The following is a 13,849-nucleotide window of genomic DNA, read 5'->3' as shown; positions in this document are numbered from 1 at the left end:
CAGTCCGTCCACATCAGGACCTTCCCGCCGGGGCCGTTGCCCCAGACCCGTCAGGCCAGGGTCTTCGCGCCGGCCGACGACCGGCCGTCCAGCCCGATGCCGAGCCGCCGGGCATCCCGTTCGGGGCGAATGCACACCAGTGCCACCAGGCCGGCCGTCAGCATGATCGCAGCGGCGATGAGGAAGGTACTGGTGTAACCGGCGCTCCTCGAAGCCGCGTTGTCGAGAAGGTGCCCGGTGAGATACGGCGCCACGAGACCCGGCAACGTCCCCGTCGCGGCGACGACGCCGAAGAGCGCCCCCCGCTGAGCGGTCGGAACGACCGCCGCCGCCGTCATGTAGTGCAGGGGAAAGGCAATGGCGTGGGCCCCGAACGCCACACCGATGAGCACGAAGCGGGGCGCCGTCGCGTGCACGAAGGGAATCGCGGCCATGGCCAGGCTCGCGACCGCGACGACGATGCCCTGCGGGGCCCCGCTCGACCAGCGCAGGGACACACCCCGCCTCGTCAGCGCGTCGACCAGCGGCGATATCGCCAGCAACAGGACGAGACTGAAGGCCGACACAGCACTGATGAGCGTCGCGGCGGAGGCCGGGCTCATGCCGAGCTCCGTCCTGAGATAGGGAGGCAGCCAGGCGTGGCTCAGGCCCATCGCCCATGAGGCGCCGAACGCGCTGGCCACACTCCCCACCACCGTGCCGTTCAGCAGCAGCTTGCGATAGGGCACCCTGATGCCACGCCGCTCCCCCGTCGCGACACCGCCGCGGGGTGTCTGACCGTACGGGCCGTCATGCCCCACGCGCCACCAGACGGCGCTCCACACCAGGCTGGCGCCCGCGAGGCCGGCGAATGCCGAGCGCCACCCGAAATCCGTGATCAGCCAGGTGACCACCGGGGCCGCGATCAGGGTGCCGAGCGCGGCACCGCTGATCTGCAGGGCCGAGGGCAGACCGCGCCGGTCGGCCGGGAACCACTTGTACAGGGCGTGCATCGACATGGACGTCGCCGGACCTTCGGCCGCGCCGAGCAGCACCCGCCCCGCGATCAGAGTGGGCACGGCCGCGAAGACCAGCACCGGCAGCTGGGCGAACGCCCAGACCATGCACATGGTGAACAGCAGGACCCGGCTGGAGATCCGGGACGAGAAGAAGCCGACGACCAGCCCCGACACGCTGAACAGGATCGAGAACGAACTCGAGATCAAGCCGTAGGTGCTGTTGCTGATGTCCAGCTCTTCCATGATCGGGACTGCCGCGAGCCCGAGAACGGACTTGTCCGCGAAGTTGATGATCATGAACACAACGATCACCGCAGCGCTCACTCACGGGCGGGACCGAGGATTCGTACCTCGGCAGCCGTAGATCAAATTGAACAGAGCGTCTGTTAACGCTTCGTTCGTCCGGCAACGTAGCCGCGTGAAACCTTGCGGTCAATGGTTACAGCGGCGCAACACAGGGCCGATGCGCACGTGCAGGGCAGGAAGGGTGCACAGCACGTGGGACGCGACCGACAGGGCTCTGGCTCAAGCCTCAGACAACATGTACGTTAACGATCGACTCGACCAACACCCATTCGGGAGTTACTCATGCCTGAGACAGCCCCTGTGCGCGATCTGAACTGGTCCCGCGGTTACACGAACCCCGTCTGGGTCCGCCGCTTTACCGCCTCGGGCCGCGAGCTGCTGCCCAGCCGGCGCGCATGGCGGGGCGCGTCCGCTTCCCGTGAACTGCACCCGGCCCCACACGGCACACTTCAACGCTCCGGCGGCCAAGTCCTACCTCGGCCTCGTGGCAGCGACGCCGGCGCATCAAGGGCTGCTCGACCAGCGCCACGGCCTCCAGCTACATTGCCGGACACTGGCGGGAACCGCGTTCGGCGGCGCCCAGGTCAACCATCCGCCCCACACGGGCGCCCTCACAGGTCATGTCGCCTTCTGAACTTCTCCGCCTGAACCGGCCCACACGCACTCCGCCCCCGCCCCGTGGATACGGGGCGGGGGCGGACGACGAGTGACGTGCGGGGGAGAGAGAAACGGGATCCGTGTCCCTTCTCAGATCCGTCCGCGCGCGAGCCGGGTCAGCGGTCCGACCGGCGGCTTCGCCGTCGAACGGCCGATGGCGAAGGCGGCACCGGCCACGCCGGCGACGCCCGCGGCCGCTCCGGTCACGACCGCCTTCCTGTGCTTGACGACCGTCCAGGCCGTGGTGGCCACGGAGACCGCCTTGGCGGCGTTCGCCGTCACGGCCTGCTGCCCGCTCTGCAGACCGTTCGCCGCCGCGCGGCCGACCCGCTTGGTGGCACCACCGGCGGACCGTACCCCGTTCGACGCGGCCTTCTCCGTGTCCTGTGACGCGCGCTCGGCGCCGTTCGCCGCCGTCGTCGTGGCCTTCGCCCCGGCCGACTTGGTTGTGGTTGCCGCGCGCTTGGCCGTCGTCTTCTTGGCGTTCGTGGCGCTGGAATTCCTGGCGTTTCCGCTTTCTGCAGTCATGACATTCCTCCTTGCCTCTCCCTCTCGGGTGAAACAGCAATTGTTTGCCGAGTCCTCTCAGATGCCGCTTCACTCACGGGGAAGCAGCGACCCCAAGGGGCCCAGATCGAGATTCAGGTCGTCCATCGAAAGGTCGTACCTCCGGCACAGCTCTTCCATGCGTTCGTGGAGGATCATCAGCGTCATACCGATGCGCTCCTCCTCGTCCTCACGGAGGTCTCCCTGGTCGACCCGGTGAACGGCCGTGCGTTCCATCAGCTGACGCAGCAACTCCACGATGGTGAGGACGAGTTTCATCAGGTCGCGCTCCACCGTCTCGGGGTCCGTGGCCAGCCTTCGGGCCAGACCACCGCCCGCCGTGACGCGCTCGTCGAAATCCTGCATACCCGTGAGGGCCGACTCCTTCATCGTGGGAACCTCCCTGCGCCGTGGTTCGCGTGCAGTTCGTCGCCCGTGGCCGGCACGGCCCGTGGCACGGCCCCGTCGCCGCCGGGCGTCGTCGCCCAGGGCGCGGGTTCGTCCCCGGTGATCGACCGGATGACTGCGCGCAGATTGATGTGGACGAGGTCGACGTCCGCGATGGACAGGACCAGGTCCCCGGTCAGGACCGCTCCCCCGGTCAGCAGGCGGTCCAGCAGGTCGATGAGAGCTACCGGCGGTCCGGGGAGACGATCGGGATCGTGGAAGCCGTCGTCCGGCAGGGGTGTACTCATCCCGGTGTGCCCTCGTCCCTGCCCACATCCGGGGCCGCGAAGGAGTAGGGAGCCCACGGACCGGTCACCTCGACGTGCACCCCCGGGACGTTCCGCCCCACGGCGCCGACGTGTTCGCGGAACCGGTCCACCTCCCCCGCGGGCACCAGGTACGCCTGGTTGGTGAGGTTGACCCCGGGCCGGTCGGACAGCTCGCCCTGTTGAGGACGGTGCGTAACCCCCGCCCTCGCGAGCCCCTGGGCCACCTTCGTCGCATCGACGGCGATGTCCCCGGCGGTCCGGTAGAGGTCCTCGGTGCTGCGCCTCCGTTGTCTGCGCTGTTGCAGATAGGCCCGCCCCGGGCTCACCGGAGAGCTCGGTGCGGCCGACCGCACCGGACCGGCGGGGTCCGCTGTCATCGCATCGGGGTCGGCATAGACCTTCACTCCCAGTTCGACGTGTCCGTCGAGCCACGCCAGCAGTTCCGTGAAGCGGGCGCGGTGTTCGGTCAGCATGGCGGTCACCCGGCTCTCGTCGAGGTAGACCGTTGCCAGCCGCAGGGGAAGCACGACCGTCTCGGTGAACGCGGTGTCGACCACGGTGTGGTGGGCGCGGGCGATCGCTTCGAGCCGGGTCAGGTCCTCCATCTGGGTGCGCAGTGCTGCCTCGTCGAAGACGTCCGACGGTACGGACGACACCAGCGCGAGGAGCCCGCCGGCGCCGACCGGCCGCACGCTGTGGCCATCCACTCCGGTCAAGGTGCTGAGGGAACGGCGGAACGTGGGGTCGTCCCGACCGACGGCGTACACGTACATCGTCTGTGCCCCGGCCGACGCCTTCGCCAACCCGTCGGAATCCGGCACCGGGCCATCCATGTCCACCACGCCGCCCGTGCGGTCTTGTGTGCTCACCTCTCGTGCTCCTTCCGCTCACCGGCGATCCCGACCTGGTCCGGCGTCTCCCCGGCGGGCACGGCCGCGGACCGCAGGCGGTCGAGCTCACCGCGCAGACGCTCGTTCTCCTCGGCCAGGAGCTCCTCCCGGCCGGCAGGCGGGTTGTCGTCGACCGGCCGGGAGGGGCTGGCCCGGGAGGAGAGCGACGGATCGTGTTCCCACCAGTCGATGCCCATCTCCTTCGCCTTGTCGACCGAAGCGACCAGCAGACGGAGCTTGATGGTCAACAGCTCGATGTCGAGGAGGTTGATCTTGATGTCGCCGGCGATCACGATGCCGCTGTCGAGCACGCGCTCCAGGATGTCCGCGAGGTTCGCGGAGGAGCCCTGGCCGTCGTGCGACAGGGCGGCGTGTGGCGATGCCGGCAGGCGTCCTGCGAATGAATCGGACACGTTGGGGCCCCTGTTCTGTGTGCTTGCTCGTTCTCTCGGTCAGCTGCCGCCGGAGGTGCTGCGGCGCCGGGAACGGGCGGCGGGCCTGTGCTCCACCTCGTCGTCGTCGTCGGCGTCGTCGTCGTCGTCGCCGAGGTCCGATACGTCGTCGGCGGACTCGTCATCCGCCTCGTCGGCCATCTCGCCGCCCGGCTCCTCCTCCTCGTCGACGTATTCGTCGACGGGTTCGTCGGCACGTTCGCCGACGTACTCGTCGGCGTATTCATCGATGTACTCGTCGTCGGCACCGTCCCCGGCCTCATCGAATTCCTCCGCTCGGCCGCGGCCCTCCATCCGCCGGTGCAGGGAGCCTGCGAGGCCGATCGCGCGCTGCGTGAGCGCATGGGCCGCGGCCGACTTGGTGGCCTCCACCAGCTCCTTGATCACCTGGCCGTCCGGGGAACCGGTCACCGATGAGGCGGCCGACAGCGTCCCGGTCCGCAGGGGGGTGAGGTCCAGCCTGCGGCCGGCGAGGATGATCCCCACGCCGAGGGCCAGCTTGGCCTTCTTCGTCCGTCCCAGCAGATAGCCCCCGGCCAACGCGGCGGCCGTCGTGGCGTTCCTCGACATCACCGGTGCACCTCGTTCCCCTTCGGTCGATCACTGGTTGGTCATGAACCGTCGCTCAGTCGCCGCTGGTATGCCTCGATCTCGTCGAGACGGTCCAGCAACTCGTCCTCCCGCCGGTCGAACTCCTCCGCGTCCACACGGCCGTTCGCCAGATCGTCCACGAGCGCCGCCAGCGCTCTGCGTACGGGCTCGGGATCGTAGTGCTCGCGTTCCGCGGCGAGCAGCACCTGGTCGAGAACCCAGGTGGTGCCGCGGAGCGGAGCCAACGGGAGGGTCAGAATGCCGGTGACGAGCCCCATGGCCCGCACCTCCCTTCCGTGCTGGTCAAACGAAGCTGTACGGCGGCAGAGGCCCGGTCAGCGTGAAGGTGTAGGCGTCGCCCCGCCGGTCCGCCTCGTCCTGCACGGCGCGGACGAAGGCGTCCGCGGACTCCGCGGGGACGAGGAAGGACACGTTGAGGAAGTGGCTCCCACCGGGCTCGCTGCGGGAGACACGCGCGGCGACGGGAAGCAGGGCCTGCATGGTCTCCTCGGCCTGCTCGCTGCCGCGTTCGGCCACGCTGCGCGCGACCAGTTCTCCCAGCGCGATCAGCTCGTCGTGGCCGCCCGGCCCCGAGCGCGCCCGCTCGTTCAGCTGCCTGACCTGCTCGGACCGCGCCATGATCTCGCGCAACAGGTCCTGTTCTTCGCGGGCGGCCTTGAGGTTGTACTCGACGTGTCCGTCCAGTTCCGCCAGACGCGCGCGGTACGCGTCTCCTTCCCGCTCCAGCACCTCGGCCACCCGGACGTCGTCCGGGCCGAGCAGACCGAAGCGCATCGGCAGCGTGGCCCCGTCCGCCATCAACGCCTCGAGGACGCCTTCGTGGGCCATCACGTCACGGCGCTTGGCCCTCAGTCCGTCGGGGGCGTCGCTGACGACCGCGGCGACGCCGTCGGCCGTGACCGTCCGCAGAGGCGACGGGGGTTCGCCCACGCCGTGGAGGTCGTCCAGGCGCAGGGGGTGGTCGGCGCCGGTAATGGCGTATACGTAGGTCGACACCTTCTACTCCTCGCGTCGCTGGGATGACGTGCGGCTGGACGTGGCGGACTTGCGCGCCGGTCGCTTCCGGGGCTCTTCCCCGGACTCCTCGCGCTTGCTCTGCAGGGAATCCGTGAATGCCTCGACGGCTCCGGTCAGGGCGCCTTTCGACTTCCCCTTGGCTCCGCTTTCGGTCACCTCGCCGACGATGTCGGTGAGCTGACTCGGCGCCTTACGCCCGGATTCCAGGTCGAGCCGGTTGCACGCCTCGGCAAAGCGCAGATACGTGTCCACGCTGGCGACGACCACACGGACGTCGATCTTGAGTATTTCGATCCCGACGAGGGAGACGCGCACGAACGCGTCGATCACGAGACCTCGGTCGAGAATGAGTTCCAGCACATCGTAGAGATTTCCCGAGCCGCCTCCGCTCGAGGTGGCGCTGCTCTGTTGAACGAGTGTCATGGTGAAACTCCTTCCGGTGACGCATCCGTTGATGCATACGCGCGGTGTTCCCGGAGTGGGCCGATGGCGGCAGAGCCGTCACCGGCGGTCGATCTGGCCCCGGGCGTAGCGCCGTGTCTTTTCGTAGGCGAGGAGCCGGCCCTCGGCATCGAGAGCGACGTGGTACGTGGCCATCACGCTCATCGTGTCCGGAACCTTCTCCATCTCGACGACTTCCACGTCGGCCGACCAGCCGTCCTCGGAAGCCTTCACCGCCGAAACAGAGTCCGGTTCGCAGCGCAGAAGCTCCGAGAGCTGAGCGGATGCCCGGCGCATTGCCGTGGCGATGTCGATACGCTTTCCGGATTCCTTGCCCTGTTCGTCGTCAGTCGCGTTCATGTTCCCGCCTGTATAGCTCGCAGATCGGTTGCGCTCCGGCCGCTGTTCCTGGCTGACATTCGCGTGCCCGACACTTCCGAACGTATGCATGACTCTCGTGAATTCGGTCAGGCACAGGCACCTGGTTCGGCGTCGGCGCCTTCTCGTACAGGGCTCCTGGGGCACTGCCCCCATTACTGCCCCGCCGGACCGGCGGGGCAGACTGCGCCCATGAAGTTCCCCGTCGAAGCCGTGGCCGACACCGCACTGATCGAGGTCGTAAGGATTTCCGCCCTGCCGGCCGAGCAGGGCGCCCCGTATCCGGGCAGGACGGTCGCCCACTGGACCGGGAACGAGATCACCGGTGCCATGAACCTCATCGAGAGCCTGCCGGACGGCCGGCGGCACCGCTGCGGCTTCTCGCCGGGCTGGAGCATCCGGGCGTACGAACTCTCCCTGGACCTGGTCCTGTTCGAGGCGGCGTTCTGCTTCAGCTGTCACGAGATCCGCATGCAGGGATCGGCTGTGCCACCCGCACTGGCCACGCAGTTCTTCGACGCCCACAGCGCGCCGGCCCAGGAACTGCTGGCCCTCTTCCGAGCGGGGGGGCCGGTGACCGGCCGGGGCGACGAGCGCAGCCCCGGCCGTCAGCTCTCCCGGGGCGCCGTTACCGAGGGCCGCACGACGGGCACAGCCCGCGATAGGTGACATCGGCCTTGGAGACCGTGAAGCCGAACCGCTCTTCCGTCGGGAGGCCCGCCAGCGGGTCGCCGGCCGGATGGACATCGCGGATGATGCCGCAGCCGGAGCACACCAAGTGCTGGTGCGGCTGGTGCGCGTTGGGGTCGTAACGCTTCGCGCGACCGTCGGTGGAGAACTCCACCACCTCGCCGAGGGCGACCAGCTCGCCCAGGGCGTTGTAGACAGTCGCCCGGGAGATCTCCGGCAGCCGCCGCACGGCACGGGCGTGCACCTCGTCCGCGGTGAGATGCACATGGTCGCCGTCGAGTACCTCCGCAACGACACGCCGCTGAGAGGTCATACGCCAGCCACGCCCTCGCAGTCGCTCCAGCAGGCCGCTCATATCGGTTCACCTATTCTGGTTTGGTGTGATACGCCCGAGTTGACGGGCACGCATCCGCACATCCAGCGTCCAAGGGGGAAAGGCTTGGTTCACTTCTTGACTTGGATTCTGTCCATCGTAGGATCGGTTATGGCAATAGCCAAGGGACAGGAAGAGGACAGTGGCCACCACGACGTCGGGGCGATCGCTTCCGGGGCGCGTGATCGCGTGGGTCACCTCTCCCTCCACCGGGGCCCGTCCTCGGCTGTGCCACCGCCCGCAGTTCCTGAGCAATGTGATCCGCCCCGTCCGGAAGGATTCCCATGTCTGAGAACCACGATGCAATCGTCACCGACGCGAAAACGGAGGGCGAGGGCGGCTGCCCGGTCGCGCACGGGCGTGCCCCGCACCCGACCCAGGGCGGCGGAAACCGTCAGTGGTGGCCGGAGCGGCTCAATCTGAAGATCCTGGCCAAGAACCCCGCCGTGGCCAACCCCCTCGGTGAGGACTTCGACTACGCCGAGGCGTTCAAGTCCCTCGACCTCCCGGCCGTGAAGCGGGACATCGCGGAGGTGCTGACGACCTCGCAGGACTGGTGGCCCGCCGACTTCGGCCACTACGGCCCGCTCATGATCCGGATGGCGTGGCACAGCGCGGGTACGTACCGCATCAGCGACGGCCGCGGCGGTGCCGGTGCCGGGCAGCAGCGCTTCGCGCCCCTCAACAGCTGGCCGGACAACGGAAACCTCGACAAGGCCCGCCGTCTGCTGTGGCCGGTCAAGAAGAAGTACGGCAAGAACATCTCGTGGGCCGACCTCATGATCCTCACCGGCAACGTCGCCCTGGAGTCGATGGGCTTCGAGACGTTCGGCTTCGCCGGTGGCCGCGCCGACGTGTGGGAGCCCGACGAGGACGTGTACTGGGGTCCCGAGACCACCTGGCTCGGCGACGAGCGCTACACCGGCGACCGCGAGCTGGAGAACCCTCTCGGCGCGGTCCAGATGGGCCTCATCTACGTCAACCCGGAAGGCCCGAACGGCAACCCGGACCCGCTGGCCGCGGCCCGCGACATCCGCGAGACCTTCCGCCGGATGGCGATGAACGACGAGGAGACCGTCGCCCTCATCGCGGGCGGCCACACCTTCGGCAAGACGCACGGTGCCGGACCGGCGGAGAGCGTCGGCGCCGACCCCGAGGCCGCCACGATCGAGGAGCAGGGCCTCGGCTGGCGCAATTCCTTCGGCACCGGCAAGGGCGGTGACGCGATCACCAGTGGCCTCGAAGGCATCTGGACGAACACCCCCATCACGTGGGACAACAGCTTCTTCGAGATCCTGTTCGGCTACGAGTGGGAGCTCTACAAGAGCCCTGCCGGTGCGCACCAGTGGCGGCCGAAGGACGGCGGCGGAGCGGGTACGGTGCCCGACGCCCACGACGCCTCGAAGAGTCACGTCCCGACGATGCTGACCACGGACCTCTCGCTCCGCGTCGACCCGGCGTACGAGCAGATCTCGCGACGCTTCCTGGAGAACCCGGACGCGTTCGCGGACGCGTTCGCACGGGCGTGGTTCAAGCTGACCCACCGCGACATGGGCCCAGTAGCGCGCTACCTCGGCCCGGAGGTTCCCAGTGAGACGCTGCTGTGGCAGGACCCCCTGCCGGCGGTGACGCACGAACTGGTCGGCGCCGAGGACATCGCCTCCCTCAAGAGCGAGATCCTCGCATCGGACCTGTCGGTCTCCCAGCTGGTGTCGACCGCGTGGGCTTCGGCCTCGTCCTTCCGCGGCAGCGACAAGCGCGGTGGCGCCAACGGTGCGCGCATCCGTCTCCAGCCGCAGAGCGGGTGGGAGGTCAACAACCCCGACGAGCTGGCAACGGTGCTGCGCACCCTGGAGGGAATCCGGGAGACGTTCAACAGCGCCCGGACCGGTAGCAAGCAGATCTCGCTCGCCGACCTGATCGTGCTCGCCGGCGCTGCCGGCGTCGAGCAGGCCGCCAGGGACGCCGGCTTCGATGTCGAGGTCCCCTTCACACCGGGCCGAGTGGACGCGTCCCAGGAGCAGACCGACGTGGAGTCGTTCGCCGCGCTCGAGCCGACCGCCGACGGGTTCCGCAACTACCTCGGCAAGGGCAACCGCCTGCCTGCCGAGTATCTGCTGATCGACAAGGCGAATCTGCTCAACCTGAGCGCTCCCGAACTGACGGTCCTCGTCGGTGGCCTCCGCGTCCTGGGCGCGAACTACGCGGGCTCGCCGCTCGGCGTCCTCACCACGACCCCCGGGCACCTGACCAACGACTTCTTCGTCAACCTGCTGGACCTGGGCACGGCGTGGCAGGCGACGTCGGAGGACGCGAACACCTTCGAGGCCCGCGACTCCGCCACGGGCGAGGTCAAGTGGACCGGCAGCCGTGCCGACCTGGTGTTCGGCTCGAACTCCGAGCTGCGCGCGGTCGCGGAGGTCTACGCGAGCGATGACGCCAGGGAGAAGTTCGTGAAGGACTTCGTGTCCGCGTGGGACAAGGTCATGAACCTCGACCGGTTCGACCTGAGCTGACGGTGGCGTCCGGGCCAGCCCGTCGGCCGGCCCGGACCGGCCCCGCAACGCCGTACACCGCGCGCCCCCCTGTCGAGCGCACGTGCGTCTCAGCAAGTCGCCGGGGATGCCGGAGTCGCCCGGGTAGCGTTCGCCCGGGGCCGACGGCTCCTGCGCACGCGCACGGCCCGGGACGAGGAAGCAGTCGATGAGATGACGGCACGGGACACACTGCTGCGGCTCATGCCGCCCACGGCCGCAAGCGACACGTCGGTCGACTGGGAACGGATGCGCGAGTCATGGGGGAAGCAGTTCCCCTCCGACTTCCGGCACTTCATCACGGTGTACGGCGCCGGGACGATCGACAACTGCCTGAGCGTCCTCGAACCCGAACCCCGAGGGGTCGAGCCGGGCCCTGACAACATGCTCATGGAGACGGTGAACGCCGAGAACGCCTGGGCCCGGGAACCGAAGTCGGCCGATCTCGTGAACACGCGCCCCGAGCTGATCGCGTGGGGACTGGACTGCAGCTCCGACATCCTGTGCTGGGACGCCTCGGGGGACGATCCCGAGGCATGGCCCGTCCTGGTGCGCAGCAGGGACGGCAACCTGTGGAGCCGCTACGAGTGCGGGATGGTTGAGTTCCTCGTACGCGTGCTGCGAGCGGACTTCCCCGACTGTCCCCTGAGCGACGTGTCCCTCTGGGGCAGGCACCCGGCGGTCTTCCTGAACCAGCGGGAGTATCAGCGCCTGCTGAAGGCCGGCCTGGACCCGCGGACCGGCGAGCCGGACCCGTACGCCGGGATGTTCGGCGACTGACCGGCGGGGAGGATTCCCGCTCGCACCACCCTGGTCACATGGTTCCCGGGACCAGGGAAGGCGACGAGGCATCGCTCATCAGGAGGGCCGGTTCCGTGGGTGAGGCGTCCGCGGGGACGGTCCAGATGTCCGAGGTGCCCTTCGTCCGGCCGGGGAGGGCGTACGCGAGGGTCGAGTCGTCCAGCCACGCCGCCTGGTCGTCGACGCTTCGGGTCTCCGCCAGTGGGGTCTCCCTCATCGTTCTCAGGTCCAGGACGTGGAGCCGCCACGGGTCCTGGGTGCCCTTGCGGACGCGCTTCTTGAAGGCGATGCGGGTGCCGTCCGGCGACAGGGAGGGGCACTCGGCGTTCTGGCGGAGCGTGCGGGCCTTCCACGACTTCATGTCGCCCTCGACGAGGTAGGTCTTCCCCTTGGTGGCCACCGTCGCGTAGAAGCGGTTGTCGTCGTCCGCGAAGGTGATGCCCCAGTAGTTCACGTCCGGGGCGTGGTATCGCCGGCCCTCGATGTACAGCTGGAGGGTCTCCACGTTCTTGATCAGGTAGCCGGTCCGGGTGTCGAGGATGCCGCTGCGCGTCGAGAACGACGACGAGGCGTACGAGTCTCCGCTGACGAACAGCGTCCACGCGACCATCCGGCCCGACGGGGAGACCCGTGCGCGGTTGGGAATGCCACCGACCACGACGGACTCGCGGGTTTCCAGCCTGCGGTCGAGGACCGTCACCTTCGTCTTCTGTGAGAGACCCGGATGGTTCGCGATGCAGACGGCCGTCCGCCCGCTCGCGTAGAAACGGTGGCAGGACAGACCGGTCTTCTTGCTCTGCGCCCTGTGGGCCGCCTGTGTTGCGGAGGGGCTGTACGGCGTCGACAGCACGCCGTCCTTCCGCGAACCGTGGTACAGGCCGGGCGCGTTGTCGAGTGTGAGGCCCTGAGCACCGGAGGACGCCGACGTCCGGCCTTCGCCGTCGGCCGCCTGCACCGTGTAGCCGACGGCGACGGCCGCCAGTACGGCGGTGGCCGCCATGAGCGCGGTGATCCGCGCGCGCAGGGAGAGAGGGGGCAGGGTCATGAGGGCTCCGGGGCGGTGACGGGTGTGGAGCCGGCGGGCGAGGGCGCGGCCGGCAGCAGTACGCGGGCGAGGATCAGGAGGATGCCGAGAGCCGCGGCGGCCAGGACGAGGGCGGTATCCATGCCCCACACCGTCCAGACGGCTCCGAACAGGACGGACGCCAGCAGCCTGCCCACTCCCTGGCCGGTCTGCAGGAGCGCCATCCCGCCCGCGCGCCGGTCCGCGGGCACGACCGGTCCGCCGAGAGCCATCAGGACTCCGTCGGTCGCCGCGTAGAACGCGCCGTGCAGTACGAGCACCAGGACGGTGAGCGGCCATCCCGCCACCGGCGAGAAGAGGGCGAGGTACACGCCGAGCAGCGCGACGTGTCCCAGCAGGTACGGGACGCGGCGCCCGATCCGGTCGGCGGCCCGGCCCAGGGGTACGGCGAGCAGGAGGTAGACGCCGGCGCTGCCGAGCGGCAGCAACGGGAAGTACTCCACGTCGAGTCCGAGGCGCTTCTGCAGGACCAGGTACAGGAATCCGTCACCCACGCCGGCCAGGCCGAGCATGGTGGCCGTGATGAGGATCCGGCGGAAGGCGGGGACGTGGAACAGCCGCAGGGTCTCCCTGAGCGGGGCCGCGGCCGCGCCCGGGGCGCGCGCCGGTGCGGCCGCGCGGCCGGGGACGCACGCGAACAGGATCAGCACGCCCAGCAGACCGAAGCAGAAGCTGACGACGAACACGGCGTCGTAGGCGTCGACGGTCGCCCACAGGATGGCGAAGGCGACGAGCGGTCCGAGCATGGCGCCCGTGGTGTCCATCGCCCGGTGCACACCGAAGGCCCGGCCGAGGTCCCGCTCGTCGCAGTTCAACGAGATCAGGGCGTCGCGCGGCGCGGTTCGCACACCTTTGCCGACCCGGTCGGCCGCGAGGGCGGCGGACAGGGCGGGGGTGGAGCTGCCCGCCAGCAGCAGGCCGAGCTTGCAGACGGTGGAGAGCGCGTAGCCGGTTCCGGCGACGAGCCTGTGCCGCTGCCAGCGGTCGGCGGCGTGGCCGCCGGCGAGTCGGACGAATGCGGTGACGCCATTGTACAGGCCGTCCAGGAAGCCGAACTGGAGGGGGCTGAGCCCCAGGCCCAGGACGAGGTAGAGGGGCAGTACGGCGGTGACCATCTCGGACGAGATGTCGGTGACGAGGCTGACGGCGCCGAGCGCGACGACCGTTCCGGTGAGGCGCCTTCGGCCGGCGGGCCGTGCGGGTGGTGGGATCCGGGTGGGGGCTGGGCCGTCCGGTGGACGGCCTCTGCCGACGGCGAGGTACATACACGCTCCTGGTACGCGGTGCCCGGAGCTCCGGCTGCACGACCGGCGCTCCGGGCTGCTTCGTTCGCCGGACGTGGCCGGCCGCCGGA

At 69.3% G+C, this 13,849-nt stretch carries 18 protein-coding genes; 4 read left to right on the top strand and 14 right to left on the bottom strand.

Annotation, left to right across the window (positions count from 1 at the left end):
- Positions 1-50: 50 nt before the first annotated feature.
- The gene (locus ACFWSK_RS02155) at positions 51-1,310 is read right to left on the bottom strand and encodes an MFS transporter (protein WP_383780692.1); all 1,260 of its coding nucleotides are present in this window, start codon (positions 1,308-1,310) and stop codon (positions 51-53) included.
- A 478-nt stretch (positions 1,311-1,788) separates the two neighbouring features.
- Here ACFWSK_RS02155 and ACFWSK_RS02150 point away from each other — a divergent pair, with 478 nt between their 5' ends.
- Positions 1,789-1,938, top strand: a complete 150-nt coding sequence (locus ACFWSK_RS02150; RefSeq protein WP_383780690.1) for a hypothetical protein — start codon at positions 1,789-1,791, stop codon at positions 1,936-1,938.
- A gap of 113 nt (positions 1,939-2,051) precedes the next feature.
- Here the strand turns inward: ACFWSK_RS02150 and ACFWSK_RS02145 are convergent, their stop codons facing one another.
- The 10 genes from ACFWSK_RS02145 to ACFWSK_RS02100 form a co-directional block, all read right to left on the bottom strand.
- Positions 2,052-2,489, bottom strand: a complete 438-nt coding sequence (locus ACFWSK_RS02145) for a hypothetical protein (protein WP_383780688.1) — start codon at positions 2,487-2,489, stop codon at positions 2,052-2,054.
- 69 nt (positions 2,490-2,558) lie between these two features.
- Complete coding sequence (locus ACFWSK_RS02140; protein WP_383780807.1) at positions 2,559-2,873, bottom strand: gas vesicle protein K; 315 nt, start codon at positions 2,871-2,873, stop codon at positions 2,559-2,561.
- A gap of 20 nt (positions 2,874-2,893) precedes the next feature.
- Positions 2,894-3,202: a gas vesicle protein gene (locus ACFWSK_RS02135; protein WP_383780686.1), complete on the bottom strand. Its 309-nt coding sequence runs from the start codon at positions 3,200-3,202 to the stop codon at positions 2,894-2,896.
- A complete protein-coding gene (locus ACFWSK_RS02130; RefSeq protein ID WP_383780683.1) occupies positions 3,199-4,092 on the bottom strand; it encodes a GvpL/GvpF family gas vesicle protein in 894 nt (297 codons plus the stop codon). Before ACFWSK_RS02130 ends, ACFWSK_RS02135 begins: the two co-directional genes overlap by 4 nt.
- Positions 4,089-4,526, bottom strand: a complete 438-nt coding sequence (locus ACFWSK_RS02125; RefSeq protein ID WP_383780680.1) for a gas vesicle protein — start codon at positions 4,524-4,526, stop codon at positions 4,089-4,091. Before ACFWSK_RS02125 ends, ACFWSK_RS02130 begins: the two co-directional genes overlap by 4 nt.
- A 39-nt stretch (positions 4,527-4,565) precedes the next feature.
- Positions 4,566-5,135, bottom strand: a complete 570-nt coding sequence (locus ACFWSK_RS02120; RefSeq protein ID WP_383780677.1) for a hypothetical protein — start codon at positions 5,133-5,135, stop codon at positions 4,566-4,568.
- Positions 5,136-5,176: 41 nt separating this feature from the next.
- On the bottom strand, positions 5,177-5,434 hold the full coding sequence (locus ACFWSK_RS02115; protein WP_383780674.1) for a gas vesicle protein GvpG: 258 nt from the start codon (positions 5,432-5,434) through the stop codon (positions 5,177-5,179).
- Positions 5,435-5,459: 25 nt separating this feature from the next.
- A complete protein-coding gene (locus ACFWSK_RS02110) occupies positions 5,460-6,173 on the bottom strand; it encodes a GvpL/GvpF family gas vesicle protein (protein ID WP_383780671.1) in 714 nt (237 codons plus the stop codon).
- A gap of 3 nt (positions 6,174-6,176) precedes the next feature.
- Positions 6,177-6,617 (bottom strand): gas vesicle structural protein GvpA, encoded by a 441-nt coding sequence (locus tag ACFWSK_RS02105; RefSeq protein ID WP_383780668.1) that lies wholly within the window; start codon positions 6,615-6,617, stop codon positions 6,177-6,179.
- 78 nt (positions 6,618-6,695) lie between these two features.
- Positions 6,696-6,995, bottom strand: coding sequence for a gas vesicle protein (locus ACFWSK_RS02100; protein ID WP_383780666.1), 300 nt, complete (start codon positions 6,993-6,995; stop codon positions 6,696-6,698).
- Between the two features lie 210 nt (positions 6,996-7,205).
- Between ACFWSK_RS02100 and ACFWSK_RS02095 the strand changes: the two genes are divergently transcribed.
- Positions 7,206-7,682 carry a hypothetical protein gene (locus ACFWSK_RS02095; RefSeq protein WP_383780663.1) on the top strand — a complete coding sequence of 159 codons (477 nt, stop codon included), beginning with the start codon at positions 7,206-7,208 and terminating at the stop codon, positions 7,680-7,682.
- On the opposite strand, the gene ACFWSK_RS02090 is transcribed toward ACFWSK_RS02095, so the two are convergent.
- Positions 7,642-8,058 carry a Fur family transcriptional regulator gene (locus ACFWSK_RS02090; protein ID WP_383780660.1) on the bottom strand — a complete coding sequence of 139 codons (417 nt, stop codon included), beginning with the start codon at positions 8,056-8,058 and terminating at the stop codon, positions 7,642-7,644. The genes ACFWSK_RS02095 and ACFWSK_RS02090 overlap by 41 nt on opposite strands.
- A gap of 302 nt (positions 8,059-8,360) precedes the next feature.
- Between ACFWSK_RS02090 and katG the strand changes: the two genes are divergently transcribed.
- Together katG and ACFWSK_RS02080 are read left to right on the top strand one after the other, a co-directional pair.
- Complete coding sequence (gene katG, locus ACFWSK_RS02085) at positions 8,361-10,592, top strand: catalase/peroxidase HPI (protein WP_383780656.1); 2,232 nt, start codon at positions 8,361-8,363, stop codon at positions 10,590-10,592.
- Between the two features lie 192 nt (positions 10,593-10,784).
- Positions 10,785-11,390, top strand: coding sequence for an SMI1/KNR4 family protein (locus ACFWSK_RS02080; RefSeq protein ID WP_383780654.1), 606 nt, complete (start codon positions 10,785-10,787; stop codon positions 11,388-11,390).
- A 34-nt stretch (positions 11,391-11,424) separates the two neighbouring features.
- Here ACFWSK_RS02080 and ACFWSK_RS02075 read toward each other — a convergent pair whose 3' ends face one another.
- Both ACFWSK_RS02075 and ACFWSK_RS02070 read right to left on the bottom strand, forming a co-directional pair.
- Complete coding sequence (locus ACFWSK_RS02075; protein WP_383780651.1) at positions 11,425-12,456, bottom strand: TolB family protein; 1,032 nt, start codon at positions 12,454-12,456, stop codon at positions 11,425-11,427.
- Positions 12,453-13,760, bottom strand: a complete 1,308-nt coding sequence (locus ACFWSK_RS02070; RefSeq protein WP_383780649.1) for an MFS transporter — start codon at positions 13,758-13,760, stop codon at positions 12,453-12,455. Before ACFWSK_RS02070 ends, ACFWSK_RS02075 begins: the two co-directional genes overlap by 4 nt.
- Positions 13,761-13,849 lie beyond the last annotated feature (89 nt).

It is taken from the genome of Streptomyces sp. NPDC058620 (assembly GCF_042717135.1).
GTDB lineage: Bacteria > Actinomycetota > Actinomycetes > Streptomycetales > Streptomycetaceae > Streptomyces.
Note: the sequence above shows the minus strand (reverse complement) of the source record. Positions and strands in the feature narration are given on the sequence as shown.

Excerpts from the sequence above, each read along its gene's own strand:
- ACFWSK_RS02145 (WP_383780688.1), bottom strand. The coding sequence starts at position 2,489 with ATGACTGCAGAAAGCGGAAACGCCAGGAATTCCAGCGCCACGAACGCC.
- ACFWSK_RS02095 (WP_383780663.1), top strand. The coding sequence starts at position 7,206 with ATGAAGTTCCCCGTCGAAGCCGTGGCCGACACCGCACTGATCGAGGTC.
- ACFWSK_RS02105 (WP_383780668.1), bottom strand. The coding sequence starts at position 6,617 with ATGACACTCGTTCAACAGAGCAGCGCCACCTCGAGCGGAGGCGGCTCG.
- ACFWSK_RS02115 (WP_383780674.1), bottom strand. The coding sequence starts at position 5,434 with ATGGGGCTCGTCACCGGCATTCTGACCCTCCCGTTGGCTCCGCTCCGC.
- ACFWSK_RS02090 (WP_383780660.1), bottom strand. The coding sequence starts at position 8,058 with ATGAGCGGCCTGCTGGAGCGACTGCGAGGGCGTGGCTGGCGTATGACC.
- ACFWSK_RS02135 (WP_383780686.1), bottom strand. The coding sequence starts at position 3,202 with ATGAGTACACCCCTGCCGGACGACGGCTTCCACGATCCCGATCGTCTC.
- ACFWSK_RS02070 (WP_383780649.1), bottom strand. The coding sequence starts at position 13,760 with ATGTACCTCGCCGTCGGCAGAGGCCGTCCACCGGACGGCCCAGCCCCC.
- ACFWSK_RS02080 (WP_383780654.1), top strand. The coding sequence starts at position 10,785 with ATGACGGCACGGGACACACTGCTGCGGCTCATGCCGCCCACGGCCGCA.
- ACFWSK_RS02120 (WP_383780677.1), bottom strand. The coding sequence starts at position 5,135 with ATGTCGAGGAACGCCACGACGGCCGCCGCGTTGGCCGGGGGCTATCTG.
- katG (WP_383780656.1), top strand. The coding sequence starts at position 8,361 with ATGTCTGAGAACCACGATGCAATCGTCACCGACGCGAAAACGGAGGGC.
- ACFWSK_RS02100 (WP_383780666.1), bottom strand. The coding sequence starts at position 6,995 with ATGAACGCGACTGACGACGAACAGGGCAAGGAATCCGGAAAGCGTATC.
- ACFWSK_RS02140 (WP_383780807.1), bottom strand. The coding sequence starts at position 2,873 with ATGCAGGATTTCGACGAGCGCGTCACGGCGGGCGGTGGTCTGGCCCGA.
- ACFWSK_RS02075 (WP_383780651.1), bottom strand. The coding sequence starts at position 12,456 with ATGACCCTGCCCCCTCTCTCCCTGCGCGCGCGGATCACCGCGCTCATG.